The sequence below is a fragment of the Sphingobium sp. HDIP04 genome (assembly GCF_000445085.1).
In the GTDB taxonomy this organism is placed as follows: domain Bacteria; phylum Pseudomonadota; class Alphaproteobacteria; order Sphingomonadales; family Sphingomonadaceae; genus Sphingobium; species Sphingobium indicum.
This window is the reverse complement of the sequence record NZ_ATDO01000112.1, coordinates 48,070-73,045: the sequence shown is the minus strand read 5'-3', so window position 1 is coordinate 73,045 and position 24,976 is coordinate 48,070. Positions and strand designations below refer to the sequence as shown.

The 24,976-nt window shown below is 59.7% G+C and carries 27 protein-coding genes and 1 other annotated feature; of the genes, 14 read left to right on the top strand and 13 right to left on the bottom strand.

Going from position 1 to position 24,976, the window contains the following annotated elements; genetic code table 11:
- The 4 genes from L286_RS49385 to L286_RS40385 all read left to right on the top strand — a co-directional run.
- Positions 1 to 586, top strand: a 586-nt coding sequence (locus L286_RS49385) for a DUF4168 domain-containing protein (RefSeq protein WP_238559327.1), incomplete at its 5' end; no start/stop codon positions are given.
- A gap of 154 nt (positions 587 to 740) precedes the next feature.
- Positions 741 to 1,121 carry a Rap1a/Tai family immunity protein gene (locus L286_RS40395; protein WP_139111414.1) on the top strand — a complete coding sequence of 127 codons (381 nt, stop codon included), beginning with the start codon at positions 741 to 743 and terminating at the stop codon, positions 1,119 to 1,121.
- Between the two features lie 273 nt (positions 1,122 to 1,394).
- A complete protein-coding gene (locus tag L286_RS40390) occupies positions 1,395 to 1,628 on the top strand; it encodes a hypothetical protein (RefSeq protein ID WP_021223740.1) in 234 nt (77 codons plus the stop codon).
- A 98-nt stretch (positions 1,629 to 1,726) separates the two neighbouring features.
- A complete protein-coding gene (locus L286_RS40385; RefSeq protein ID WP_139111415.1) occupies positions 1,727 to 2,185 on the top strand; it encodes a hypothetical protein in 459 nt (152 codons plus the stop codon).
- A 133-nt stretch (positions 2,186 to 2,318) separates the two neighbouring features.
- Here the strand turns inward: L286_RS40385 and L286_RS40380 are convergent, their stop codons facing one another.
- Together L286_RS40380 and L286_RS49380 are read right to left on the bottom strand one after the other, a co-directional pair.
- Positions 2,319 to 3,533, bottom strand: a complete 1,215-nt coding sequence (locus L286_RS40380) for a right-handed parallel beta-helix repeat-containing protein (RefSeq protein ID WP_021223738.1) — start codon at positions 3,531 to 3,533, stop codon at positions 2,319 to 2,321.
- A gap of 95 nt (positions 3,534 to 3,628) precedes the next feature.
- Positions 3,629 to 4,012, bottom strand: a complete 384-nt coding sequence (locus L286_RS49380; RefSeq protein WP_238559326.1) for a hypothetical protein — start codon at positions 4,010 to 4,012, stop codon at positions 3,629 to 3,631.
- Positions 4,013 to 4,235: 223 nt separating this feature from the next.
- Here L286_RS49380 and L286_RS40375 point away from each other — a divergent pair, with 223 nt between their 5' ends.
- From L286_RS40375 to L286_RS0124865, 8 genes are all read left to right on the top strand, one after another.
- A complete protein-coding gene (locus tag L286_RS40375; protein ID WP_238559325.1) occupies positions 4,236 to 4,862 on the top strand; it encodes a hypothetical protein in 627 nt (208 codons plus the stop codon).
- Positions 4,863 to 4,974: 112 nt separating this feature from the next.
- Positions 4,975 to 7,824 carry a monovalent cation/H+ antiporter subunit A gene (locus tag L286_RS40370; RefSeq protein ID WP_031293446.1) on the top strand — a complete coding sequence of 950 codons (2,850 nt, stop codon included), beginning with the start codon at positions 4,975 to 4,977 and terminating at the stop codon, positions 7,822 to 7,824.
- Positions 7,821 to 8,189: a Na+/H+ antiporter subunit C gene (locus L286_RS40365; protein ID WP_020820567.1), complete on the top strand. Its 369-nt coding sequence runs from the start codon at positions 7,821 to 7,823 to the stop codon at positions 8,187 to 8,189. Before L286_RS40370 ends, L286_RS40365 begins: the two co-directional genes overlap by 4 nt.
- Positions 8,186 to 9,700, top strand: coding sequence for a monovalent cation/H+ antiporter subunit D (locus L286_RS40360; RefSeq protein ID WP_021223735.1), 1,515 nt, complete (start codon positions 8,186 to 8,188; stop codon positions 9,698 to 9,700). The genes L286_RS40365 and L286_RS40360 overlap by 4 nt, the downstream gene beginning before the upstream one ends.
- Positions 9,697 to 10,185, top strand: coding sequence for a Na+/H+ antiporter subunit E (locus tag L286_RS40355; RefSeq protein ID WP_021223734.1), 489 nt, complete (start codon positions 9,697 to 9,699; stop codon positions 10,183 to 10,185). The genes L286_RS40360 and L286_RS40355 overlap by 4 nt, the downstream gene beginning before the upstream one ends.
- Complete coding sequence (locus L286_RS40350) at positions 10,182 to 10,451, top strand: K+/H+ antiporter subunit F (RefSeq protein ID WP_020820564.1); 270 nt, start codon at positions 10,182 to 10,184, stop codon at positions 10,449 to 10,451. Before L286_RS40355 ends, L286_RS40350 begins: the two co-directional genes overlap by 4 nt.
- Positions 10,452 to 10,460: 9 nt before the next feature.
- Entirely contained in the window at positions 10,461 to 10,856 is a 396-nt protein-coding gene (locus tag L286_RS40345; protein ID WP_021223733.1) for a Na+/H+ antiporter subunit G, read from the top strand.
- A gap of 15 nt (positions 10,857 to 10,871) precedes the next feature.
- Positions 10,872 to 11,684 (top strand): universal stress protein, encoded by an 813-nt coding sequence (locus L286_RS0124865; protein WP_031293443.1) that lies wholly within the window; start codon positions 10,872 to 10,874, stop codon positions 11,682 to 11,684.
- 92 nt (positions 11,685 to 11,776) lie between these two features.
- Here L286_RS0124865 and L286_RS40340 read toward each other — a convergent pair whose 3' ends face one another.
- From L286_RS40340 to L286_RS49840, 4 genes are all read right to left on the bottom strand, one after another.
- The gene (locus L286_RS40340; protein WP_021223730.1) at positions 11,777 to 12,217 is read right to left on the bottom strand and encodes a universal stress protein; all 441 of its coding nucleotides are present in this window, start codon (positions 12,215 to 12,217) and stop codon (positions 11,777 to 11,779) included.
- 202 nt (positions 12,218 to 12,419) lie between these two features.
- Entirely contained in the window at positions 12,420 to 13,187 is a 768-nt protein-coding gene (locus tag L286_RS40335) for a slipin family protein (protein ID WP_020820560.1), read from the bottom strand.
- 19 nt (positions 13,188 to 13,206) lie between these two features.
- A complete protein-coding gene (locus L286_RS40330) occupies positions 13,207 to 13,992 on the bottom strand; it encodes an NfeD family protein (RefSeq protein WP_021223729.1) in 786 nt (261 codons plus the stop codon).
- Positions 13,993 to 14,063: 71 nt separating this feature from the next.
- Complete coding sequence (locus L286_RS49840; RefSeq protein WP_443214966.1) at positions 14,064 to 14,522, bottom strand: hypothetical protein; 459 nt, start codon at positions 14,520 to 14,522, stop codon at positions 14,064 to 14,066.
- 305 nt (positions 14,523 to 14,827) lie between these two features.
- On the opposite strand from L286_RS49840, the gene rodA reads away from it, so the two are divergent.
- Positions 14,828 to 15,934, top strand: a complete 1,107-nt coding sequence (gene rodA / locus L286_RS40325) for a rod shape-determining protein RodA (protein ID WP_029986627.1) — start codon at positions 14,828 to 14,830, stop codon at positions 15,932 to 15,934.
- Between the two features lie 53 nt (positions 15,935 to 15,987).
- Here rodA and L286_RS40320 read toward each other — a convergent pair whose 3' ends face one another.
- The 6 genes from L286_RS40320 to L286_RS40305 form a co-directional block, all read right to left on the bottom strand.
- Positions 15,988 to 19,155 (bottom strand): penicillin-binding transpeptidase domain-containing protein, encoded by a 3,168-nt coding sequence (locus L286_RS40320; protein WP_052033851.1) that lies wholly within the window; start codon positions 19,153 to 19,155, stop codon positions 15,988 to 15,990.
- A gap of 220 nt (positions 19,156 to 19,375) precedes the next feature.
- The gene (locus L286_RS40315; RefSeq protein WP_380774401.1) at positions 19,376 to 21,316 is read right to left on the bottom strand and encodes a lytic transglycosylase domain-containing protein; all 1,941 of its coding nucleotides are present in this window, start codon (positions 21,314 to 21,316) and stop codon (positions 19,376 to 19,378) included.
- 485 nt (positions 21,317 to 21,801) lie between these two features.
- On the bottom strand, positions 21,802 to 22,026 hold the full coding sequence (locus tag L286_RS0124855; protein WP_031293439.1) for a TSUP family transporter: 225 nt from the start codon (positions 22,024 to 22,026) through the stop codon (positions 21,802 to 21,804).
- 660 nt (positions 22,027 to 22,686) lie between these two features.
- Complete coding sequence (locus L286_RS49705; protein WP_021223726.1) at positions 22,687 to 22,938, bottom strand: ion channel; 252 nt, start codon at positions 22,936 to 22,938, stop codon at positions 22,687 to 22,689.
- Positions 22,886 to 23,131 (bottom strand): hypothetical protein, encoded by a 246-nt coding sequence (locus tag L286_RS49700; protein ID WP_338010817.1) that lies wholly within the window; start codon positions 23,129 to 23,131, stop codon positions 22,886 to 22,888. The genes L286_RS49705 and L286_RS49700 overlap by 53 nt, the downstream gene beginning before the upstream one ends.
- Before the next feature lie 65 nt (positions 23,132 to 23,196).
- Positions 23,197 to 23,472: a universal stress protein gene (locus L286_RS40305; RefSeq protein WP_021223725.1), complete on the bottom strand. Its 276-nt coding sequence runs from the start codon at positions 23,470 to 23,472 to the stop codon at positions 23,197 to 23,199.
- A gap of 69 nt (positions 23,473 to 23,541) precedes the next feature.
- Here L286_RS40305 and L286_RS40295 point away from each other — a divergent pair.
- Positions 23,542 to 24,770, top strand: a protein-coding gene (locus L286_RS40295; RefSeq protein ID WP_443214957.1) for an IS3 family transposase whose coding sequence is annotated in 2 segments (ribosomal slippage) — positions 23,542 to 23,830 and positions 23,830 to 24,770 — 1,230 coding nt in all. Because the reading frame shifts where the segments join, the coding sequence is not laid out codon by codon here.
- Positions 23,823 to 23,937, top strand: a sequence feature (AL1L pseudoknot). It overlaps the preceding gene by 115 nt.
- Here the strand turns inward: L286_RS40295 and L286_RS48030 are convergent.
- Entirely contained in the window at positions 24,734 to 24,967 is a 234-nt protein-coding gene (locus L286_RS48030; RefSeq protein ID WP_238559324.1) for a universal stress protein, read from the bottom strand. The two genes, L286_RS40295 and L286_RS48030, sit on opposite strands and share 37 nt — an antisense overlap.
- Between the last annotated feature and the right edge of the window lie 9 nt (positions 24,968 to 24,976).

The window sequence follows — 24,976 nt, the reverse complement described above, 5'->3', positions numbered from 1 at the left end:
TTATTGGTGCAGATTGGAGGAGGGAGCCAAGCAAGCCAAACGGTACGGACAAATCGCCGCCGATGGCAGGCGATCTTGCCGTGTTGACGCCAAGCGCAGTGATAAACCGCAATGCTGGAGATTTTCAATGGCTTACGCTAACGTTACTCACGCGATGGGATTCAATCCCTCGATGCCAATCCGGAATTATCTTGCTCAAGGAAAGCTCATGCCCAAGATTTTGTACGCAGCTGCCCCCTTGCTTCTTTTGACCGCTCTTCCCGTTGACGCTGCGATCGCCGTGCAGACAGGCTCCGTGTCCAACGACGGGACTTCCACGGTGTCGCGCCGGCAAATCCATGCCTACGCTTCCGCCCTGCTGGAGCTTCAGAAGATGAGACAAGCGGTGGCCGCACGGGCAGCCAAGCTGGAGCCACAGGAGGCTAGTCTTCTCAAAAAAAAGGCGCAAGCCGAGATGATTCAGATTGTGGAAAAGCATGGACTGGACCTTGCAAGCTTCAATGCCATTAGCTCTCAAATCGAACAGCATCGGCGCCTCCAGCGCCAAGTGAAGCAGCTCATGATGGAAGAACTTCTTTCAACCTGATGCGAACGCCTCAATTTCACGGTTTCGTAATTTCGTGCATGACGATAAAGTCTACATGAGGGCATGGCGATTCAGGCAAGATTGCCTGAACGATAAAAGGAGCGGTCGGCTTTTCACTACTTGGGCTGCTCAGACTAGATGTGTGGAGCAAATCATGAACCGGGCATTTCTTTACATGATCTTCGCTGCAGCGATCATTCCGGCTGCGCAGAGCCACGCTGCGGAAGGAACAAGAGACATACCGGCTTTCTTCTCGGGCAACCAACTATTCGAGATATGCTCGAATCCTAACTACGGCCAATGCTCGATGTATGTCGCGGGCGTCATTGACGGTATTTTCCTTGCCGATGGAGAGGGCGGCAGGCAATCACTCTGCCGCAGCGAAATCACGAACCGGGGGGCTGCGGAACTGGTCCTTAACCGATTGTCGGGCGATACGGCGTTGCGTTCGCTCTCTGCAGCAGCAGCCGTTCGCGCGGCAGTTGCCAATCGTTTGTCCTGCGCACCTCCGCCCCTGATCGCCCAGCAGTCCTGATCGCGTCGCAAGGTTATGCGACGAATGGACACGACAGCGCTGAACCACTGCTCGGCTGCCGGAATAGCCATCCGGTCACCGGGTCTTTGCGATTGCGGCGGCCTAACTGAGAAACGCGCCCCGAGGTCCCGCACCGCAGCGATTCAATTCATCGACGGCAAGAAGCATCGAAGCTCTGCAACTGCGGCTCCGCTCGCCTCGGAGTGACCGTTTCTGCTGTGACCGATTTGCTGTACAATCATGTGGCCACTCATAATGAGAGGAAAATTGCCCATGCTGCTGATCGCTATCGGGGCCCTTTGCATGATCGCAGGTGTTGTTCTCGCGACATTGCGAACATTGCGGCGTGGCCGCCTAAGCCAAGCTCGCAGTGTGGATGCCGATGAGGTTCCTGATACGCTGGAGCCCGCCCGAAGGGGTAGTCGTTTGGGCATGATCACCGCCATACCCGGCATCGGCCTAGCGCTCATCGGCGCGGGTCTGATGTTTGCGGGAGCTTCCCTGTAGGATCAGCTGACTCCCTGCGAAAGGCTTGCGCATGTCTTCCGATCTGGCCTGCGCTTTGTTGGATCAGTCCCGTTCATACGAATGAGTGAGGAATCATCGTGCGCTCTTTTATATTGCTCGGACTGCTGGCGCTTGCGGCATGCGAAGCTGGAGACAACGACGTCACGCCTGTTGATGGCCCCACAACCAGCAAGGAAGGGGGCAACCTCCTCCCGCCCGAGCAGCCTGCACTCCAACCGTCCGATGCGGCAACGGTCCCAACGATCGTCATGCCTGAATTTGCGCCGCAATATCCCGGCTCGACCATGAAAGCCGTTAACAGTTCCAACGGAGGTCGACAGGTGCACGAGGTGACGCTGACAACCCATGATGACGCCGGAAAAATCATGAAATTCTATCGAGACAAATTCTTGGCCGCGGGTTTAAAGAAAACCTCGGACTTTCAGTCAGGCGGCACAGGCGTTCTTTCCGCGGCAGCCAGGGATCGAAGGGCCTCGATCGCAATTTCGAAGGAAGGATCTCAAAACCTGGTGATCGTTACCTTCTCCGATGGGTGAGCCCTGATCGGTCTGCGCCTGTCCTTCATGCATGATTGATGTTCGCGCTTTCCACGATCGGACTCCTGCTAGGCGAGCCGAAAGAGGAACTTCATGCTTTGCTCGCGGGCATCGCTGAATCTACCGTTGCAGATCATGGCTTGGGTCGGGCCTCCATCCAGGTTGAGCGGCGGGGGGCTAGCAGCCTAACTGGTTGCCCAAGCTCCCTTGCAAGCATGGCCATCATCCAACTGCGATGGCTGACCAGAAACTCACCCAAGCCATCAGGATGGGCCGGATCAAATGTGGGGATCGACCAATCCGCCGCCGCCGCCCGATATTCCGCCTGCCATACACCGCGCGGATCCTCGGGAGGATCCAGATGACGGCCTAGAAAGCGATTTCCTTGAAACTGGATGGCAGGAGAATGGGGAAAGCCGGAAGCCACAACGTAATTCGGTCCGTCCCGCCCTATTTCATGCCCATAACGCCCCTTCCCGGCGATCGCGAAAAGATTATTGGTAAAGCTGACATCGCTCGGCCAGCCCTGCCACTGGGTCGCAGCCACCATGGTGACATCCTGATGACTCCCGACATGGATGACATTGCCCTCGATCCGCGCGTGGGAAATGCCCCCGGAAAGCTGAATGATGCGCGCGCCGTCATGGCGGCTCACATTGGCGCGCACGACGCTACGCTGATTGCCGATATTCTCAGGCCCCGTCCGCCCTGGAGAACAGATCAGGACGAATCCGCCTTCATTGTCGTGGCTGAAATTATAGGCGATGGTCGTACCGCGAGAATTGAAATCGGAATCAAATCCCTGCCCGTCCCATCTACCTCGGGTGAAGGCCGCCTCATTCAACTGGATCAGCGTGTTGTCTGTGCTCCACTGCCAGATCGCGACATTGTAGCCAGGGGCCCGACTCGCCGCATAACGCACCACATTGTGCTCCACCAATGCACCGTCGGCGCCCCGCGGGACGATCCCATCGCCGCCAATGTCTTCAAGATAATTGTCGCGAATGACCACCCCTTCACTGGGGAACCAGTTATCCAGCGTGACCTGATCACTGATGCCGGCGATCCCGGACCGGTCGACCCTCCATATGATGTTGCGTTCGATCGTCAGGTTGTGAAAACGCGTCGCTCTCTTGCCCCCCAGCGCCCGGAAGACGATGCCCCCGTTATCCTTTCGCTGGTTTGTGCCGCGAACATCGTGAATATACATGTCGCGCACGGCGATGTTGCGTGCGACACCTGTATCCTGCTGCGATATGAGAACTCCGAAGCGGGGTCCCGATGGTAAACCGTCGTTCGTCACTTCGAGGCCGCTTATCTCGACATATTCGGCGTTCAAGATCGCCACGGCATATTCCGAGACTCCCCTCGCCTCGATCCGCGGTCGCGCCCCTACTCCAGCGGGCTTAACGACGATCGGAGCAGGGCCGCGCCCCGAGCAGGCTACGGTAAGCGGCTCGCGCCAAACCGATCCCGCCGCCAGCGCACCTGATCGCCCGGCTCCAGTCTCGCTTCCCGTAGCCGGCCCAGTGATCGCCATGCGGTAGCTGGGAGCAGCGCATCGTTACCGTCATGGCCGTTAACGGAGTCCACATGATAAACACGCGCGCTTGCACCTGTAGCCGTCAGCAGCGCCAGAAGGACGATCGGCGATAACAGGCGCTCACTGAGCCAGATCATGTTGACCAAAAGCTCCTTCCTACCCAGCCTTCCTTCGCTCTCCGCTAGCAACTGGCTCAGGGAAAGACGCTTTGCAACAGGCGCCAGCACGCCTGCAACGGCCAAACAGACAAGGATTTCGGTAAGATATGGAATGTCGGAATGCATCCGGTTTGGTCTCCCCGTTATGCCCCCCCGTCCGGCGGCGCTCGCCCCCTGCCCAAAGCTTTCGCGAGCGGCAGATTGCATCAGGGCAAAGGGCGCATCATGATGGTTTCCATCGCAGGTGCAGGGCGAGGTCGTCTATACCATGATCAGATTAATGTGTGCCCTCCCGGCCGATCCGGTCAAACGCGTACATCTCATCGTTCTTTGCCTGATGCAGGGCATCATGTTGGTCGAACTGTTTTGGGCGATTGCCTCGACCCGCTGGATGCATGTCTTCCTTATACTGGGCCTAATCGCCGCGACAGGCCTGCCGATAATATTTCCTCGCCGCCTGCCAGTCCCGATCCCGTCGGAAATCCAGCTGCTCGCGATAATCTTTCTCTTCGCAACGTTATTTTTGGGAGAAGTGCGCGATTATTATGAGCGTATCTGGTGGTGGGATCTAATGCTCCACGGAAGCGCGGGCCTGCTTTTGGGACTTCTCGGTTTTTGCATTGTCTATATTTTCAACGAGAATGATATTGTCGATTTCCGCTTGCCGCCAGCCTTCGTGATCCTCTTTGCCTTCTTCTTCTCAGTGGGATTGGGCGCCCTGTGGGAAATCTTTGAGTTCGTCATGGATCGCAGCTTCGGCCTCACGATGCAAAAGCCTATGCTTGGCGACCCTTCCGGTCTGACCGACACGATGTGGGACCTCATTCTGGATACCGCCGGCGCGACGATCATCAGCGGGGCGGGATGGCTTTACATGCGCCGGGGCCGACGGGACTGGCTCCAGGGGCCGCTTCGTCGTTTCATCGAGCAACATCCAGACATATTCGAGCCAAAAAGGATGACTTCGGATCAATAGACCGGCGGCAAACGACCGATTTGGGTTGCTCCACGGAGACGAAGCGGGAAAAGAGGAACCATCGCCCCAGATCCAACACACCGTTCCATGAAGCGGAATCCGGGAGAAGATTTTGCTTTTGGTTCTCACCGCGCTGCTGCCTTTCGCCTGTGCTGCGCTGCTCGCCATGATGAGCCGGGCGAGCAAGACCTGGCAGACGCTGGTTGCCATTACCCCCTCCTTGGGGGGCCTGATGCTGCTTTCGACGATGTTGCCCTCCATCACGGCCGGGGGTGCGGTTCAGTTTCATGCGCCATGGGTGCCCTTGCTGGGGCTCGACTTCAGCCTGTGGTTGGATGGACTTGGTGTTTTGTTCGCGGGCCTGATCCTGGGGATCGGCCTGCTCATCATCCTCTATGCGCGATATTATCTCCCCGGCGACGAGGCGATGGGGCGGTTCATGGCCCTCATGCTTTTGTTTCAGGGCGCGATGTTAGGGGTGGCGCTTTCCGCCAACATCCTGTTGCTACTGATCTTCTGGGAACTGACGAGCGTCTCCTCCTTCCTGCTGATCGGGTTTCGTAGCGGCCAAGCGGAAGGCCGGCAGGGAGCGCGCATGGCATTGGCCGTCACGGGCGGCGGCGGCCTTGCGCTGATCGGCGGCCTTTTACTGCTGGGCCACATCGTGGGGTCGTTCGAACTGACCGACATATTGGTCGCCGGCGAGACCGTTCGTGCTTCAAGCCTCTATCCCGTGGCGCTGGTGATGATCCTGCTCGGCTGTTTCACCAAGTCAGCCCAGTTCCCCTTCCATTTCTGGCTGCCCCACGCCATGGCCGCACCAACGCCGGTCAGCGCCTATCTCCACAGCGCGACCATGGTGAAAGCAGGCGTATTTCTGCTGGCACGACTGTGGCCAGTGCTATCGGGCACAGATCTCTGGTTTTATCTTGTAGCGACCACCGGGCTTGTCACGATGATCATGGGCGCGGCCGTCGCCCTGTTCCGCCATGACCTCAAAGCGATCCTTGCCTACTCGACGGTCAGCCATCTCGGCTTGCTCACCATGTTGTTCGGCATCGGAACGTCCACAGCCGCCATGGTGGGCGTTTTCCACCTGTTGAACCATGCGCTGTTCAAGGCCGCGCTGTTCATGAATGCGGGGATCGTGGATCATGAAGTGGGAACACGGGACATTCGCCTATTGGGCGGACTTGCCGGGCTGATGCCGATCAGCGCCACGCTGGGGATTGTCGCCGCCGCCTCCATGGCGGGCCTGCCGCCCCTGGGCGGCTTCCTGTCCAAGGAGATGATGCTGGAGGAGGCGGCGCACACCGTCTGGGCCGAGCAGCACTGGTTGATGCCGCTGGCCGCCGTGATCGGCGCCACTCTGTCTGTCGCCTATTCGCTTCGCTACATTTTCCACCTCTATTTGGGTCGCCGCCGCCCATACCCCGCCCCGCCGCACGATCCGCCATTTGGACTATGGGCGCCTTCAGCCCTGCTCGTGGCACTGACCCTATTGATCGGATTGTTTCCGCAACGCCTGACAGCAGACCTGATCGCCAGAGCCGCCGGTTCGGTGACAGGGAGAACCGCGCCAGCCTTCGCTCCGGCACTCTGGCATGGCGTCACCCCGGCCCTGTGGATGAGCGTCATCGCGATCCTCGCTGGCGGCGCATTGCTGTGGCGCCACGGGCTCCTCCAGCGCAGTTGGGACGCCACCCGCCTCCCCGACGCGAAACGGGCATTCGACACCTGCGTTCAGCGGATTATCGACATGGCCAGCGTCGTTACGGTCGCGATCCATAACGGCTCTTTACAACGGCAACTCAGCCTGCTGTTCCTTGTCGCCATCGCTCTGGGGCTCCAGGCAGTGTGGACCGGCGGCTATGCCCCCGGCACACGCGCGACGATCCCTGCGCCACCGGTAGCAATCATTGCCTGGCTGCTGCTGGTTGCCGCGATCGCCGCAGTCGTGAAAGCGCAAAGACAGCGTTTCCTGACCCTCATTTACATCAGCGTGATCGGCCTCATCGTTTCACTGGCCTTCGTCTATCTTTCAGCGCCCGATCTGGCGCTGACGCAGATTTCGGTAGAGGTCGTGACGATCCTGCTGCTGCTCCTCGCCCTCAACTTGCTGCCCAAGAAGCCAGCCCGGCTGTCCAGCAACAGGAGAAGGCTTCGCGACGGCCTGATTGGGCTGGCGGGAGGAACGGTGACCGGACTTGCGGCTTGGGCGGTGATGACGAGAGCGCCAAATGATCCCATTTCAGGGTATCACTGGGCCAACAGCTACGCCCATGGCGGCGGAACGAATGTCGTCAATGTGATCCTGGTGGATTTCCGTGCCTTTGACACATTCGGCGAAATCACGGTGCTTGGCATCGCCGCGCTCACTATCTTTGCCTTGCTCCAGCCTGCCACCCGTGGCATTTCGGGGCGAAGGTTGCGTGAATGGATCGCAGACCTGCCGCGATCACCGGAGCGCCATCCGATGATGTTCGCAGTGGCCGCCCGACTGCTCTTGCCACTGGCAACGATGATCGGACTCTACATCTTCCTGCGAGGCCACAACATGCCGGGTGGAGGCTTCATCGCTGGGCTGGTCATGTCGATAGCGATGCTGATGCAATATATGGCATCGGGGTTTGAATGGGCGGATCAGAGGCGCCAGATCGACGAACATCTGCTGATTGGCCTGGGGGTCATCATCGCGGCGCTAACAGGCCTTGGCTCACTGTTCTTCGGCGCGCCTTTGTTTACCAGTGCTTTTGGTCATTTCACCCTGCCGCTTATCGGGGAGTTCGAATTGGCGACCGCCATGATGTTCGACATCGGTGTCGCCATGACCGTTATCGGTGCCGTCATGCTAGCGCTCGCAGAACTCAGTCACATCGCCCAGCGAGTTCAGAATGAGCCGGAGGAGGAAAGCGGCCCGATGGACATCGACCCCGCCAAGCTGCGGGAGGCTCAAGCATGAGCATGGAATTTCTGGTCGCATCGGCCATCGGAATGCTGACGGCCGCAGGAATTTACCTGACACTTCGCGGTCGGACTTTCCCGGTGGTGCTTGGCCTGGCCATGCTGTCCTATGCGATAAACCTGTTCCTGTTCGCCATCGGCCGCCTGACCGTGAACGGGGCCCCGCTTTATCAGAAGGGCGCGACGGACCATACCGATCCGCTGCCCCAAGCACTGGTGCTGACCGCGATCGTGATTTCCTTCGGCATGACGGCATTGGCGGTTGTGCTATCTCTTCGCAGCTTCCTTGAGACAGGCACCGATCAGGTCGACGGTATCGTCGAAGCCGACCCTCCACGGCCGGATCGGGAGGCGCAGCCATGAATGATGCGCTGATCGTCGCCCCGCTGCTCCTGCCCGCCTTTGCCGGAACCGGGACCCTGCTCTTCCTGCGACGGCGGCGATGGATCGGCTCGGCCATTTCGATCGGGTCGGCGGTCGGGTTGATGCTGGTGTCTTTCATCCTGTTGGGATGGGCGACCGCAGACAGGCCCATCGCCTATGCTCTGGGCGATTGGCCGGCACCTTTCGGCATCGTGCTGGTTCTGGACAGGCTGTCGGCGCTCATGCTGGTGCTGACGGCGCTTCTGGGATTGGCGATATCCGTCCATGCTACGCTCACCGGGCTGGACCGCAAGGGATGGCACTTTCATTCGCTTTTCCAGTTTGAACTGCTGGGCCTCAACGGCGCCTTCCTGACAGGCGACCTGTTCAACCTCTTCGTATTCTTCGAGGTGTTGCTGATCGCTTCCTATGGCCTGCTGCTGCACGGCCAGGGATCGCGGCGCCTGACCGCCGGAGTCCAATATGTGATCGTCAACCTGATCGGGTCGACCCTGTTCCTGGTCGCTCTAGGCCTGCTCTACGGCCTCACCGGGACGCTCAACATGGCGGATATGGCGTCACGCGCGGCGATGTTGCCAACAGGCGATCAAGGGCTGGCGCGAGCGGCGGGACTGCTGCTCGTTGCTGTCTTCGCGCTCAAGGCCGCGCTGTTGCCCCTACACCTGTGGCTACCCCGCACCTATGCCGCCGCCGCCCCTGCTGTCGCTGCCCTTTTCGCGATCATGACGAAAGTCGGGGCCTATGCTGTCATCCGCATTGCGCCTCTGATCTTCGGCGACGCGGCCGGCGCGTTCTTGCTTCCCTCCGCACTAGGAACGATGCTGCTGGGCTTTGCCGGGCTCGTCTCCGCGCGCTGCCTTCGCGACATGGCGGCTTTCGGCCTGATCGGTTCGACGGCCATGCTGCTGACGGCCGTTGCCCTGTTCGACCAGCAGGCGATGGCGGCCGCACTCTATTATCTTCCGCACACCACCATATCGGCCGCCCTGTTGTTCCTGACAGTTGATCTGATAATTCGGTGGCGTGATAATGAGGATGCGGCCATTGTGCCCACTTCCCCCTATTGGGGACAGAAAAAGCTCGCATTCCTGTTCCTTGCTTCTGCCGTGGCTATGTCCGGCATGCCGCCGCTCTCCGGGTTCATAGGCAAGCTGCTGATCCTGCGTGCCACGCTTGTGTCCCCCCATGTCGCCGCAATATGGGCGATTGTGTTGGGAACCAGTCTGATGGCGTTGATCGGACTGGCGCGGGCCGGCAGTACCCTCTTCTGGAAGGAGGATCTCACTCGGTCCCTGGCAGCCGACCTCCCGGCCCCAAGCCGGATGGAGGCCCTGCCCGCTTTCTTCCTGCTCGTCCTGCTGGCGAGCCTGACCTTGGGCTCTGGGCCTGCCACGGCCTATATGGAGGCCACAAGCGCGCAGATTTTCGATGCGCCCACCTATGTCCATTCTGTCCTGGGGGCAGGTGAAGGGGGGCCCAACACAAAATGAGGCGACTGTTTCCTCATCCGGGCCTGACGCTGCTGCTCGTTGCCATGTGGATACTGGTCCTCAACGCGTTGAGCATTGGCGGCATCTTGCTCGGCCTGGTGCTGGGGACGCTGGTGCCCTTGTTCACTGCGCCCTTCTGGCCTGATCGCCCGCCGGTCCGATATGGCTGGCCCCTCCTTGCCTATGTGTTTCTTGTGATCGGCGATATCATCGCCGCCAATTTCCACGTGGCGCGGCTGATCCTGTTCCGCCGGAACCACGACCTGCGATCTTGCTGGCTCAGCATCCCGCTTGACCTTCGTTCCGCCGAAGCGATCACGGTCCTCGCGGGCACTATTAGCCTCACGCCGGGCACGGTATCGACCGACATCTCGACAGACGGCCGGCATCTACTCGTCCACGCACTGGATACAGGCGATCCGCAGGCGGAAGTGGCGCGGATCAAGGCGCGATATGAAAGGCGGCTGATGGAGATTTTCCGATGATCCACCTGGCTTTGACCATAGCGCTTGGATGCATCGCGCTGGCTGTGCTGTTGAATCTCTACCGCTTGCTGCGCGGGCCAACGGCTCCCGATCGCATTTTGGCGCTCGATACGATGGTCATCAATGCCATCGCGTTCATTATCCTGTTCGGGATCATGGAGGAGACGACCATCTATTTCGAGGCGGCCCTGCTCCTAGCAATGGTCGGTTTCGTAGGAACGGTAGCCTACACCAAGTTCCTGCTGCGCGGCGACATCGTGGAATAGGAAAATGGAATGACCGATCTGACTGATTTCCTCATCGCCTTTATCATCCTGCTGGCGGGCACCTTCGCGCTGATAGGCAGTTGGGGGCTGGCGCGCCTGCCCTCGCTGATGAGCCGTTTACATGGCCCCACCAAGGCGACCACGTTAGGGGTGGGCGGCTCCCTCATTGCATCCATGCTCTATTTCCCGACACATGGGCTTGCCTGGTCTGCCCACGAGTTGTTGATCACGCTGTTTTTGTTCATAACAGCGCCGATCTCGGCCAATATGATCGCCAAAGCTTATATTCATGGCCGTCGCAGCAATCCGAGCGCCGCCGCGCAATCGGCTGACGACATGCCAGCAGCGCCGAGCCGGAGCGCCCAATGGGCGACGTTCGGCATGGAAGGTGCAGAAGCAGACTGAGAACGGGAGAAGGCAATGCCGGTATATCGACAGGTCATGGTGGCGAGCGATCTGAGCGCGCGATGCGATCGTGCTGTGGATCGTGGTGTGCTGCTGGCCCGTGCTTGGAACAGTAAAGTTTCTATCGCGCACATTCTTTCGGAGGATGCCAGCGACAGTACCATCATGGAAGAAAAGGTTCGCGCTGTCTTGCCGGATCCCGGAATGGATGCGCGTATTCTGTTTGGCAGAGGCTCGGTGCCCGAATCATTACAGGAATTGGCGAACGAAACAGAAGCTGATCTCATTCTGACGGGTGTTGCGCGCTACAATAGTCCCGGAGACTTTCTGCTGGGCACCGCGGTCGATCATATCATTCGACGATCCGACATCCCCGTGCTGATCGTCAAGAAACGACCTCATCGACCCTATCGCAACATTCTTGTGGCAACAGACCTGTCCAATTGTTCCCGCGCAGCCTTGCTGCGTGCGGCCGATCTTTTCCCGCTGGCGGCGCTTCATCTCATCCATGCTTATCATGTGCCGTTTGAGGCTTGGCTTGATAGTCCTGACATGCGGGCGGAAGTGTCGCGCACGGCAGAGGCCGATCTGGAAACCTTCCTTGCCCATGCAGCGCTTGACCCCATCGCAGGCCGGATTGAGGCGCGGATCGGCTATGGAGAAACAGAGCGTGTCGTCGGAGATCGACTCAAGGAAACTGACGCGGATCTCTTGGTTATGGGCACGCACGGGCACAGTGGTTTTGTTCATGCCACGTTAGGGAGTATGGCCGAATCCATCCTGTCTTGGGCCGATGTCGACACGCTGATGGTTCGCGATCGCCGCTAACTGGAGTTATCCCAACCGGGGTGGACCGCTGGTCCGCGGCATGTCCAGTTTGGACAGGCCGACGCCGGTCCTTCCGTTCCGCGCCGACTTGATCAGGCGGCAGCTTTCTCACGCGCTATCAGGACGCTAATAGGCGAATTTCTGACAATGGCGGAGGCGTTGGAACCCAGCATCCGCGAAGACAATGATGGCTGGTGGGAGCCGATGATGATGAGATCCGCCCCGCTCCGCCGGGCTTCTTCGAAAACTTCGTCCCTCACCGCGCCGCGGCGCGTGACGAAATTGGCGTCCTCCAGCCCATATTCGATTTTCCAGTCATGGATCCGGCGGCGCGCTTCCTCGATTTCCTGTATATCGAAGTCGCCCGAGAGCAATTCCGCATATCTCACCGGCAAATAATAGCGGACATAGAGGATATGTATCTTCGTGGCTGCCGCCTGGGACGCCTTCAGAGAACGGGCTGCTTCCAAGGCAGACCTGGAATGTTCGGGATCATTTATGTCGATAGCGACCAGTATCGTGGCGAAGGTCATTTTCCACTCCTCTGTTGACATTCTCTTTTAACATCATGGCAAACCGCGTTGGTGTAGATATTGTGACAAAAGATTTCGGCCGGCTTGGCGTTGTGATGATCCCAACATCGTTGCAATTTATCGAAGCCCGGCCAACTAGGCGATTTCGTGCGCGGGGATGACGCGCGATCGCGCTCCGGACCGATGGTTGAGCTCATCGCAATCAGGCTTTATCCTTCGCACTCTTCACCAGGTCCATGAATTCCAGGGGAAAGGGAAATACGATGGTGGAACTGCGCTCGCCCGCGATGACATTCAGTGTCGACAGATAGCGCAACTGCATGGCTTCGGGCCGCCCACCGAGAATTTCGGCAGCTTCAAGCAGTTTTTGCGCTGCCTGTTGCTCTCCTTCGGCATTGATGATCTTGGCTCGCCGCTCTCGCTCGGCTTCAGCCTGCCGGGCGATCGCTCGCACCATCGATTCATCAATGTCCACATGCTTGATCTCGACATTGGCAACCTTGATGCCCCATGCGTCAGTCTGGGCATCGAGGCTCTCCTGAATATCAGCATTGAGCTTGTCACGCTCCGCCAGCATTTCGTCGAGCTCGTGCTTTCCAAGCACCGAGCGCAGCGTGGTCTGAGCCAGCTCGCTGGTTGCCTGCATGAAATTCTCGACCTGGATCGTCGCCAAGTCGGGTGCAATGACCCGAAAATAGATGACGGCGTTGACCTTCACAGAGACATTGTCGCGCGAAATCACGTCTTGGGTCGGGACGTCGAGTACGATCGTCCGCAAGTCGGTGCGTACCATCTGCTGCACGAACGGCACCAGCAGGATCAATCCCGGGCCTTTGACCCCGGTAAACCTGCCCAACGTAAACACAACACCCCGTTCATATTCCCGAAGAATCTTGATCGCCGCCATGAGGAAAATCAGCAGCAGGATCACCAGCGGCAGGTAGAATGCAAGATTGACGAAACCCGTCATGACGTTCTCCTTCCGTTGCTCAGATCATATCTTCCACTTTCACGGTCAGGCCATCGAGGCCAACCACACGTACATTCTGGCCAGAAACAAAGGGGCGTGGGCCATTGGCACGCCACCGTTCACCGTGGACAAGCACATGTCCGCCGCGATCATCCCAGTCCAACACACGGGCTGACGCGCCAATCATTTGTTCACGGCCGCTGGTCACTTTGGCATGGCGTGATTTCAACGCCAGCCGCACGGTCAGCAAGATTACGCCCAGGCTTGCGGCCGCGACCGCGCCAAGAACAGGCAGGGCCACACGAAACTCTGGCAGATCGCTGTCAAACATGATCGCCGCGCCCAGCGAAACGGCAACCACACCACCAATCCCCAATATGCCAAAAGAGGGAGAAAAGGCTTCCGCGGCCATCAAGGCCATGCCCAGGAGGAGCAACAAAATTCCTGCATAATTTACCGGAAGAGCCGAAAGCGCATAAAGACCAAGCAACAGGCAGATCGCCCCGATCGTGCCAGGATACATCGCACCTGGATTCATGAATTCGAACAGCAGGCCATAGGCGCCGATCATCATCAGGATAAGCGCGATGTTAGGGTCCGTAATCGCTCCTAGTAGTCGGGTTCGCCAATCAGGTTCCACTTCGCCGAGAGATATGTCGCGCGTATCGAGGCGTATAAAACCGGATCCCATGCTGACGCTGCGCCCATGAAGTTGAGTCAGCAGATCGATATCGTCGCGTGCGACGATATCGATGACGCCTTGTTTGAGGGCAGATTGCGCCGACAAACTTGCGGCGTCACGCACGGCCGCTTCAGCTCAGTCTGCGTTTCGATTCCGCATTTCGGCCAGCGACCGGATATAGGCAATGGCATCGTTCATCGCCTTGGCCTCGCCTGTGCTGCGGGGCTTGGGTCCACCAGATGATGATTTGTCGCCGGCCTTTGCCTTCGGCTCGGACGCCGGAGGCGCGGCAGGTGCCCCCAACTGAACAGGGCTGGCCGCTCCCACATTGGTCCCGGGCGCCATGGCCCGACATGGCTCGCGGTGAGAATGAAAGCGCCGGCGCTAGCGGCGCGCGCGCCACTGGGGCTTACATATGTGACGACGGGAATTTTCGCGTTGACGATGGCGCGAATGATCCCGCGCATCGAATTGTCAAGACCACCGGGCGTGTCCATGCGGATCAGGATCATTGGCGCACGCTCATCTCTCGCCGCAGCAATAGCTTGGACCACATAATCGGTCGTGGCCGGACCGATGGCGCCATCGATCGTAAGCACCGGCACAACTCGTTTGCCCTTTTGCCCTTGTGCAAAGGCAAGTGAAAGGGCCATCCCGAGCAAAAGTCCCAGCATCGCTACACAGCGGATTATCCTGAGCCGAACGGAGCTGTTCATGGGGAGGGTACCTGTCAATCCCCGCTCTCGAAGGAGAGCAATCCGGTTCTCATCATGAGCATACTGACACATCCTGACTTTGCGTGCGAGGAAAACCGGGTTGCGCGGGGCGCTCGAGGCTGTGCCTAGCCGCGCTCATTCATGCCCTTGAGACGATCCCTTGGATTGCAATCCCCGCCTGGAGTGACCAATGGTGACCTTCCGACGATTAACGAGTAAGAACAACGGAGTTTGGGGCATTGATGATTCCCGCACCCCTGCGCGCGCTTCCGTGGAGCATGTTGCTTACGGTCATCGCCATCACAACGCTGGGACTTGCAACGCTCTATTCTGCGGCAGGCGGGCACATGACCCCCTGGGCTTCCAATCAGGCAGTGCGTTTTACGCTTTTATTCAGCGGCATGTTTGTCCTGTCCCTAGTGCCCGTCAGTTTCTGGTTGCGCTTTGCCTATCCCTTCTATGGCGTGACACTTGCGCTACTGCTTGTCGTGGAGTTGTTCGGGAAAATCGGCATGGGGGCGCAGCGCTGGATCGATCTCGGAATCATCCGAATCCAGCCTTCCGAGTTCATGAAGCTCGCCATTGTGCTCACCTTGGCACGATTCTACCATCGCGTGCCGCCAATGTTTGTCAGCGCGCCGGTCGTACTGCTCATTCCGGCGGCGCTGATAGCAGTGCCTGCTGGCCTGGTGATGCTTCAGCCTGACCTTGGCACCGCCCTGATGATCACGATGGCGGGCACGCTGCTGATCTTTATGGCAGGTACGCATCTTCGCTGGTTTATGGGCGCCGGCGCAATTGTCGTTGCCATGCTCCCGATCGCTTGGGGCATGCTCCACGATTATCAGAAGAACCGGGTCCTTACCTTCATGGACCCGGAAAGCGATCCACTCGGCACCGGCTATCATATTTCCCAATCGAAAATCGCAATCGGCTCAGGCGGCGTATTCGGAAAGGGCTTTCTAAATGGCACTCAGAGCCATTTGGCCTATCTTCCCGAAACGCATACCGACTTCATCTTCGCCACGATGATGGAGGAGTGGGGGATGTTGGGTGGGCTCTTCGTGATCTTCGCCTATGGCTATCTGATTTGGTGGGGGCTGACCCTAGCTCTGCGATCGAGTTCAATCTTTGCACGCCTGACCGTGATTGGTATGGCCTTTACCCTTTTCCTCTACGTGGGCATCAATCTTTCCATGGTTATGGGCTTGGCCCCTGTGGTCGGTATTCCTCTCCCACTCATGTCCTATGGAGGATCGGCCATGATGACCGTTCTGATCCTCCTGGGAATATTGATGTCCATCTATCGTGACAATCAGCCGAGAAACGGCGCTCCGAACGGCCGATAAATGATCACTTCTCCCCAGCGGCTCGCCATGAGGACGTTTATCACGTCATTTTTTCACCGCCGTCCTCGCAGTGATGGGGGAGACCAAAGCGCCTGTTGTCCGCTGACCGCGAGGGGATTGGGCCGATTTAGCAGCGTCTGCCAGTCCACGCGGATTTCCTGTGGTGGATCAGCTGGATCACCGGCCGATGGTTTGCCGGTAACCCGCTGAATGACCGGCGAGAGAAGTTTGAACAATTGCGCAGGCAGCGCACTGGTGAATCGGTAATGCGACGCATCGGCCCCTTCTACGAAGGCCGTGATCGTGCCGAAATAATGTTGGCCGATAAAGAAGGCGAAAGTGGCCGTTCGTGAACGCGCCTCCGATCCGATGAGGCGCCCTCCAGATCCGTATCGCATCTGACGATTGTCACCAGTTCCTGTCTTGCCTCCAATCACCATGGCCGTGCCGTCCTTCCCGACGATCGCTTCATGCGCGCGCCTCGCCGTTCCATTTTCGACCACGTCGATCAGGCCGCGACGGACCGCCGCAGCGACTTCCGGGTGGAGCACCCGCTCGCCCTTTTGCGGCTTTGCCGTCATAATGGTTTCATAAGGTGTGCCTTCCGCGAAGTGCAGCCTCTCGATCAGCCGGGGTTTCATCCGATAACCGTTGCTGGCGATAATGCCCATCAGTTCAGCAAGGGCGTCGGGGCGATCCCCTGACGTGCCGATCGACGTCGCGTAGGAGGGCACGAGGGCGTCGAACGGATAGCCCAGACGCTGCCAGGCCTTGTGGATCGGGATGAAAGCCTGCTTCTCCAGCATGGTTCTGATCCGGCGGTTCTGGCCAGCGAAGCGGTTGGGCTTGAGCAGCCAGCCATAGGCTTCCTGCCGCACGTCGGCCCCGGCCGCGACGATGTCCCGCCAGGATGCGCCGGGATGCGCGTAAAGATAACCGGCCAGCCACAGTTCGAGCGGGTGGATATCGGCGATGTAGGAACGATCGGCCAGGCTGAGCCGGTCAGGCGCGTAGGTGTCATACAGCCTGCGCATCCCCTCCTCGTCCTCGGGTGGTGATTTCGCCCATCGATGGATGAAGGCGGAAAACTGTTCGAAACCGCCCTCGGGCCGAACGGTGCGGAACGCAGCAGCCAACCGGGGGCGAAGATATTTCGCGCGCTCCGCGATATGCTCCATGATCGCCGCCTGATCCAATTCCCGATATTGGGGACGGAACCGGGCCAGATATTGCCGGCCCTCCAGGTCGATAAAGCGCCGCAGATAGTCGCGCCGCGCTGGGTGGTTCGGATTTTCCAATATGCCTGCCGTGCCGGGGATGCGGGCGATGTGATAGTCGACAATGTCGCGCATCATGCGGATGAAGACGAGATTGACGCTCTGCTGGAGCGCATGGGACACGGTCATCATGCCGCCGTCGCTGCGGCTGAAATTGGCGAAGCGGTGCATCCCGCCCGCCGTGAAGAAACGTTCGCCCGTGTTGGCCGAATATTTCTTCTCCATCGCCGCATCGACAAGGGCAGCTCGGCTGATGTCGCGCTTGTCCAGAAGTTGCCCGGCCACCCAGGCGGTGAGCCTGTCTCCTTCGTCGGCGAGGCGGGTCAATTCTTCGGTCGACTTTCCTTTCAGTTCGTCATGCAGACCGGCGACGCTTTCAAGATAGGTGATGAGGGTGCGGACCTTGGCCGTGGAGCCAAGCTCCAGCTTGGTTCCGGCGTTCACGTCGAGCGGGCCGTCAAGACTGTCCGTGCGGATGCGGACATGGGTGGCGTCGGGTCCGCGCTCATAGAGGGCGAAGCTGTAATTGACCTGGGCAGGCGCAGTTCCGGCGAGCATACGCGGACCAATCAGGCCCAGTTCCGACAAGCGGTCCGGCTGCTTCAGGCTTCGCAGCAGTCCCGTCGCCTCCTTCTGGGCCTGTGTGTCGATGGCCGTGTCGACGGTCAGGTCCAGCCGATGGAGGTCGTAAAAGCCGGGCGTCTTGATCAGCCTTGCCAGATCCAGCCTCAACGCATTGGCGGCTTTCGCAATGGAGGAGGGCAAAGGCGGCGCGCCGGGCGGAGTCTTGTTGAACCGGAGCCGCGCGGCGATCGCCGCGTCGCCGAGTTCGGGCTGGATCACGCCTTCGGACACCATCAGCCGCAAATAGCTTTCGGTCAGCGCCTCCAGTTCGCTCCGCCCCTTGCCCAGATAATAAGCGGGGCGGCGCTGCGCGATCACCAGACTCAGAACCTGCTTGAGAGCGAGACCCTTCGAAGCCCGGTCGGCATCCGATCGCACCGGCGCGCGAAACGCTCTGTTGACCGTGGCGAAGTCAGCCCCATACCAGAGCGCAAGCCCATCGCCGAGGCCGGTCACTTCCCCATGTCCCGGAAAGCCGGCCAGCGGGATCAGATTAAGCGCATCCACCACCGTCTGCTTGCGGAACGCGATCGTATTGAGACCTGAATTATAGGCGCGCAGGGAAGCAGACGTCATCTGACGCAGTTTTTCGATCGCGCCGGTCGTGCGGCCCTCGGGCGAGTGGCGCAGCTTTTCCATCTGCGTCGCCACCGTGCTGCCGCCGGGGCTGCGCTCGCCATCGGCGCGCGTACCAAAGCTCACCAGCGCGAGGCCCAGCCGATCCCATTCGACGGCCGGATTGCGCCGTGGAAAACGCAGATTGAGCAGTTCGCGATTTTCGACAAAGAGCAGGCTCCGCACCGCAAGGTCGGGCACCTCCATATAAGAGGCATAGACATGGGCCGGATCGCTGTAGGAAAAAATTTCCCGGCCCTTATCACCGATCAGGGTCAGGCCCGCCGACGCCTTTTCCCGATAGGGCGGAAAGCCGCCGAGATTTTGAAAGGCTTGCAGCGTGGCGGACGTGCGCGCCTGCTTTTCGACGACATATCCTTTTTGCGATAGATTCTCGATATAGTCCGGCAATCGCGCATAGCCGAGCCGCCGGTCGAAGGGACCATGAGCGGGAAAGACGAGATTGTCATTCGGGCCGTCGCCCAGACTGAACTGCATGCGCCCGGCCAGATGAGCGAACAGTCGAGACTGGGCATAGGATGTTCGCATCTCCAGCACCGCGAGCAGCGAAAGCGCGATCACTCCCAGGCACGCGATTTTTAGCCAACGATGATTTCGCCATCGCCGACCCATGAACGCACCCAGGTCGGTCGCGCGCCGGGCCACGCCAGCCTCGATCTTCGCGGTTCCTGGAAATGCCGTCATCGCCCTCCTCACCTCAAGGCGACGCCGCAGCTTCCCATCTTCGCCATCTACAACAAACCGGAAACCGCACCCGCCGAACGCAATTGCACATTATGAAAAACGCATAGAAAGGAGATTCGTTTCATCGCAGATTTAATTCGCTTCATCGTCCTATGTGCAGCCCCGACTCCCTTTTGAAACCCGATATGGACCCAATAATGATCAATGGCGGTCGGCAGCCTCAGCCCGGTGTCTGTTTGCCGAGATATTTCGACAATGGCGTTTTCGATCCACGGAAGCGGGCGCGTTCCGGGTTCATCGATTCATAGACCACGGCATTTTCCAGTACACGCTGAACATAATTGCGCGTTTCGTAGATAGGGATTTGCTCGATCCAGCGAAGCATGTCAGCGCCGGGCATCCGGGGGTCGCCATTGGCCTTGATCCAACGGTTCACATTGCCCGGCCCGGCATTATAGGCGGCCACCGCCAGTGGATAGCTGCCGCCATAATAGTTGAGCATGCGCTGGATGTAGGAGGAACCCAGCATGATGTTATAATCAGGATCGTTAAGAGCACGGGGATTGTAGCTCATGCCCAATTTCCCCGCCTGCTCGCGCGCCGTACCCGGCATTAACTGCATCAGCCCGCGCGCACCTGCATGGCTAACGATCTGCCGGTCGAACTGGCTTTCCTGCCGGGCGATGGCGTGCACCATGGTCCAATTAACTTGCGCTTCGGACGGCACCGGCACGCGCGGGAAGGCGCTGGTGCCATAGCCGGTGAGCCCGCTCGACACGGCACGGCGACCCACCATCACGCCCATGTCGGGGCGGCCGATGCTTTGCGCCAGTTCCACCGCCAGATAATGGTCGGCGTCGCTGTCGGCGTTATTGGCGATGGCGCGGGCGAACTTGCTCTGATCCTCCCAATAGCCCATTTCACCCAGCGACTTGACTGCACGGACGACCGATCGGTCGGCGAAGGCCGTGCGCTCAGCGGGGGTGATGTCCACCGGCCGCTCCACGACTGCGGGCGCGGGGATCGGGCGGCCCAGCCGCTCGAGCGCGAGTTGCCCGTAAAACTGGTCGGGGAAGACGGCAGCGCGGGCGAAATAGCTGTTCGCACTGGCGTCGTCGCGAGCTTGAAGCGCGGCGCGGCCCGCCCAGTAAAAGCCTTTCGACTGAGTCTGTGGAGATTTCGCAGCTTCCGCATATCGACGGAACATTTCCATCGCGTCGGTAGGATTGTTTAGATGATAAAAGGCAGTCGTTCCGGCGAGCCAAGCCAAGCTCGTATAATCATCGCGCTCACCGATGGGGCGCGTACTGACGTCGATGCCAGGCAGGTAGGCATCGTCCAGTTTGCTGGCGATGCTATAAGCAAAGCTCCACTGGCTGTCATTCGCAGCCGCGCGCGCCTGGGTCAGGAGCGTCTCATACCATTTCTCGGCATTTGTGGGGCGGAACGTCAGCGGTGGACGATTCGCAAGATGTTGGCGGCTCGCGATCCGATTGCCGGTGTCGAGCAGCCAACGTGCCTTGTCCGCGACAAAACCTGCATCGCTCGCGCCCAGCGATTCGGCAACTTGCATCTTCGTGGCGGCGTCGGACGCTTTCCGACGGAAAGCGATGCGCGCTTCGTAGAGGGGACGACGGGCCGTCGAAACGAGGCTAAGCATACGCTGCGCGCCAGAAAGATTCCCCTTCCACAGCAGCATATCAGCGCGCAGGTCATGTTCAACAGAAGTCCAGCCGGAACCGAAAGCTGAAAGCAGCCGCGCTTCATCCTCAACGGAGAGCGGGCCACCGAGCCACGCGTCGCGCGCCGCGATGCGAGCCTCCCCGATCCGCATGCGCTGCATAAGCGCCGTCGCATAGCGCGCATTCCCGGTTGCAGTACGTGGCGGGAAGCGTGTGAAGAAGGCGACGACCTGCCCCGGATCATAGCTATCGGGATTGATGCCGGTTTCCGCCAGACGCCGCATCCGGTCTTCGCCAGGCCAGCCGGGATTGGCCATAATGAAGCTCATATAGGTGGCCGAGCCCAGACCATCACTCTGTTGCAGGGTACGCCATCGGCTGATCGTGCTCGAAATGCCAGGGTCGCGCGCCATGCCAATTCGGCTTTGCACGCGCTTCCACGGACTGAGTTCGGTGATGGCAGGAAGCGGTTGAACCATCGCCCCCTTCGAGCCGCTCACAGGAGCAGCGCGAGCCGGAATTTCATTCGACTCAGCCGCAGCGAGCGCCAAGAGAACAAGAGGAAGTATGGCAGACATAACCAGCGATTTTCAACGGTAGCTTAGGAAACAATCGGCTCTAGCAGAACAGGCTACACTCCCAGAGCTGAGAGGGTTACTATAGGTTTTCTATGTCTCAATGCAGCGCCACGAGATCGAATCACCTCGATGGCCGGGACAACCCGACCATCCCCGGATGCGGTGACGTGTGAGTTCGGCGGAACCACTTCCCTTCCGCTGGTGCCGTACGCCTCGCTGGCGATCGAACGAGCAGCTCGATCGCCGCTGTTGCGTAATCCACGACCCCTAGGTCGCTGCCGCGGCCGACGTACAGCTTTCCATGCTGGACGGTTGGATCAGTGGAACCGACGTTCGCACGCGATGAAAATCAGGCCCCGCGCAGAGCGACATAGGTCCCACGGCCATCACCGTGACGGCGAATAACCGCTCGAGCAGCCCCTTGCGCGCCGCCAGTCTGCGGCGAGCGCAATACCGATCGCCGCGCCGGCGACACCGCCCACAATCATGATTCCCACGAGCAGCCAGTCGACATAGCCTGACAGCGCATAGGAAGCGGCGGTCGTGAGCCCCAGCGCAGTGACAACCACCAGCGATGTGCCGACCGCGTTTTTGAGCGGCATGGCGGTCATGCGCGACAACCGAACATCTGGCGCTTCGGCCAGCCAAGCCCTTCTTCAATATCGCTCCCCCTGTCTTTCCCTGATCGCACCGATTGCAGTCGGCCGGCTTATAAGGATGGAACGGGCTGGACACAGCGAGACTTCGGTAGGGCGCGCAGCGTCGCGGGATTTCGCACCTTAAGGCTGATCGGTTTGCTTGGGTGGATCGGTAGCCTTGGGTTCGACTTGGGCGACGCTGCCCTGACCGCATGGCGTGTCCAAGACGAGGGTGTCGCCATCGCCAATTCCTTGGGCTTCACACCGCGCTCATGCTGGCCGCCCCTGTCGTGGGATTATTGCTCGCCGCGCGTTAGGCACTGGAGCATTTCGGACAGGAGAGCATGGCAGTCGTCCTCAGCCTCACCGGCATGTCGGACGTCGATGCAGCGGGATGACCATGGCCGGGCTCCCCACATGCGATCGATAATCAAACCGCTGGCTTCGTACTGGGAGGTGCGCTTCTCGCCAACGCTCTAGCGAAAGGCGTCATACCGTCGGCTGGGCCCACGGCGGTCTGAGAGCCGCGATACCGCTGTTTGGCGCCCTTGCAGCGGCGGCTGCGAGCCTTGCTGGCTGGCTTTGATCGGCTGAATTTTCCGCGCACGCGCGGCCAATGAAAACTATCCACCCTCAACCCTTCTCGAAATCCCGTTCAAGAAGCTTCAACCGATCCACAATGGAAAAGAAGAAAGCAGTGGACCAGCCGATCAGAATAATGCCGTTCGCACCCTCTATCACGCCGAGAATTCGGATGCCAATCGGCAGAACAACATCTCCATAGCCGATCGTCACATACGTTGAAGTGGAGAAATACAGCGAATGCTCAAGATTAGGAAAGGCGTCCAATAGCAGGTAAAGAGCCGCCCAGAGCCAGATTTCCACGGCATGGCAACGCGAAAAGCCCAAATGCCGCGAGCAGGATCGCCATTCCATTCACGAAAAAAGCGATGAGCAGTTGCGATGCGTGACGGTGACGGCGCAAGATCGCCAACAACCCTGCTAGGCCCGTCAAATGAATCATCACGGTCGCCGCCACCGTTGCAGTCGCGATCGCCAATTGCGTCGTTAAACTCATGCTACTTCGATCCCTCTCGGGCAAGGAGCATATGCACTGGGCGGCTCAAGCCGCGCGGCGATGGCTCATCGCACTATCAACACCGGAATATCGCTGTGGGTCAGCACTTCGGATGCTTTGCTGCCAAGCATCAGGCGTCCCAATCCCCTGCGCCCGTGCGAAGCCATAACGATGAGGCCACAATTGCGTTCTTTTGCAGCAGCGATAATCGCCTCGGCCACCTCCGCATCAGGAACATGAAGCGTGTCGACGGTCACTCCCAGCCGTTCAGCTGACTGGCGCGCGCCAGAGAGGATGCCGTCTGCCGCCTTCTTCTGCCCTTGGGCATACTCATCCAACACGGCCCCGCTCCAAGCGAGGTGAAGCGTCCCGGGTTTTCCGGAGGCTCCTATTTGTGAGAAGGAGCTACAATGAGCGCTACAAGGAACAAGTTTTCGCCCGAGTTTCGTGACCGTGCGGTGCGGATGGTTGATGAGCATCGCGGGGACTACCCGTCGGAGTGGGCGGCGATGACGTCGATTGCCGGGAAGGTCGGCTGCACGACCGAGACGCTGCGCCGCTGGTGCCGCGAGGAGGCGAGCCGACGAGCGGGGCCAGCGGCGCAGGCCGCCAATGACCGGGAACGCCTCAAGCTGCTTGAACGCGAGGTCAAGGAGTTGCGCCGGGCCAACGAGATCCTGCGCAAGGCGTCGGCGTATTTTGCGATGGCGGAGCTCGACCGCCGCGAGAGATGATGATGTCGTTCATCGACGCCCATCGAGAGGACCTGGGTATCGAGCCGATCTGCCGTGAACTGGCGATCGCCCCGTCCTCCTATCACGAACACGCCGCTCGCCTCGCCGATCCCGGCAGGCGACCGGTTCGTGCCCGGCGCGACGACGAGATGCGCGAGGCGATCAAGCGCGTCCATGATGCCAGCTTCGGCCTCTATGGTTCGCGCAAGGTCTGGCACCAGCTGCGGCGCGAAGGCGTGGCGGTCGCCAAGTGCACCGTGGAACGGCTGATGTCGGCCATGGGATTGGCAGGCGTGCGGCGGGGCAAGAAGACGACCACGACCGTCAGCAACCCGAAGGCGCCGTGCCCGCTGGACAAGGTCAACCGCGAGTTCCGCGTCAGCCGGCCCAACGCCCTGTGGGTGGTCGACTTCACCTATGTCCATACCTGGGCGGGGTTCGTCTACGTCGCCTTCGTGATCGATGCCTATGCCCGCAGGATCGTTGGCTGGAAGGTCAGCACCTCGGCTACCGCCGGCTTCGTGCTGGATGCCCTGGAACAGGCGATCCACGCCCGCAGGCCCCGTCCCGATGACGGCCTGATCCACCACAGTGACAGGGGCGTTCAATACTTGGCCATGAACTACACCCAGCGCCTGGCCGAAGCCAACCTCGTGCCATCGGTGGGCAGCGTCGGCGACAGCTATGACAACGCCTTGGCCGAAACGATCAACGGCCTCTACAAGGCCGAGGTGATCTGGCGGCAGCGGTCATGGCCGAGCGCGTCAGCAGTGGAAATGGCAACGCTGCGCTGGGTCGACTGGTTTAACAATCACAGGCTGTTCGGTCCCATCGGGCACATACCGCCCGCCGAAGCCGAGGCCAACTACTATGCAGCCAACGAGACCCTCGAAATGGTCGCATGACTCAAATGAAACCGCCTCCGGAAAACCCGGGACGCTTCAAGGTCATATCCTACAACGCCTGAATAAACTTGGAAGCGTTCCGTAACGGTGATGATGGTGACATTGACGCCCAAGGCCTTCGCCAAAGCAAGACCATGGTCCACGCCCTTTTGCGCGACTTCTGATCCGTCCGTAGAGATGAGAATCCGTTTATACATGGCGTTCCT

What these genes read in the sequence shown, in the direction of transcription:
- L286_RS0124865 (WP_031293443.1), top strand. Translation starts at nt 10,872, where the DNA reads ATGCCGGTATATCGACAGGTCATGGTGGCGAGCGATCTGAGCGCGCGA.
- L286_RS40395 (WP_139111414.1), top strand. Translation starts at nt 741, where the DNA reads ATGAACCGGGCATTTCTTTACATGATCTTCGCTGCAGCGATCATTCCG.
- L286_RS40345 (WP_021223733.1), top strand. Translation starts at nt 10,461, where the DNA reads ATGACCGATCTGACTGATTTCCTCATCGCCTTTATCATCCTGCTGGCG.
- L286_RS49840 (WP_443214966.1), bottom strand. Translation starts at nt 14,522, where the DNA reads ATGGCCCTTTCACTTGCCTTTGCACAAGGGCAAAAGGGCAAACGAGTT.
- L286_RS40350 (WP_020820564.1), top strand. Translation starts at nt 10,182, where the DNA reads ATGATCCACCTGGCTTTGACCATAGCGCTTGGATGCATCGCGCTGGCT.
- L286_RS40365 (WP_020820567.1), top strand. Translation starts at nt 7,821, where the DNA reads ATGAGCATGGAATTTCTGGTCGCATCGGCCATCGGAATGCTGACGGCC.
- L286_RS48030 (WP_238559324.1), bottom strand. Translation starts at nt 24,967, where the DNA reads ATGTATAAACGGATTCTCATCTCTACGGACGGATCAGAAGTCGCGCAA.
- L286_RS40355 (WP_021223734.1), top strand. Translation starts at nt 9,697, where the DNA reads ATGAGGCGACTGTTTCCTCATCCGGGCCTGACGCTGCTGCTCGTTGCC.
- L286_RS49700 (WP_338010817.1), bottom strand. Translation starts at nt 23,131, where the DNA reads ATGAGTTTAACGACGCAATTGGCGATCGCGACTGCAACGGTGGCGGCG.
- L286_RS40390 (WP_021223740.1), top strand. Translation starts at nt 1,395, where the DNA reads ATGCTGCTGATCGCTATCGGGGCCCTTTGCATGATCGCAGGTGTTGTT.
- rodA (WP_029986627.1), top strand. Translation starts at nt 14,828, where the DNA reads ATGATTCCCGCACCCCTGCGCGCGCTTCCGTGGAGCATGTTGCTTACG.
- L286_RS0124855 (WP_031293439.1), bottom strand. Translation starts at nt 22,026, where the DNA reads ATGACCGCCATGCCGCTCAAAAACGCGGTCGGCACATCGCTGGTGGTT.
- L286_RS40360 (WP_021223735.1), top strand. Translation starts at nt 8,186, where the DNA reads ATGAATGATGCGCTGATCGTCGCCCCGCTGCTCCTGCCCGCCTTTGCC.
- L286_RS40340 (WP_021223730.1), bottom strand. Translation starts at nt 12,217, where the DNA reads ATGACCTTCGCCACGATACTGGTCGCTATCGACATAAATGATCCCGAA.
- L286_RS40335 (WP_020820560.1), bottom strand. Translation starts at nt 13,187, where the DNA reads ATGACGGGTTTCGTCAATCTTGCATTCTACCTGCCGCTGGTGATCCTG.
- L286_RS40315 (WP_380774401.1), bottom strand. Translation starts at nt 21,316, where the DNA reads ATGGTTCAACCGCTTCCTGCCATCACCGAACTCAGTCCGTGGAAGCGC.
- L286_RS40375 (WP_238559325.1), top strand. Translation starts at nt 4,236, where the DNA reads ATGTTGGTCGAACTGTTTTGGGCGATTGCCTCGACCCGCTGGATGCAT.
- L286_RS40320 (WP_052033851.1), bottom strand. Translation starts at nt 19,155, where the DNA reads ATGACGGCATTTCCAGGAACCGCGAAGATCGAGGCTGGCGTGGCCCGG.
- L286_RS49380 (WP_238559326.1), bottom strand. Translation starts at nt 4,012, where the DNA reads ATGCATTCCGACATTCCATATCTTACCGAAATCCTTGTCTGTTTGGCC.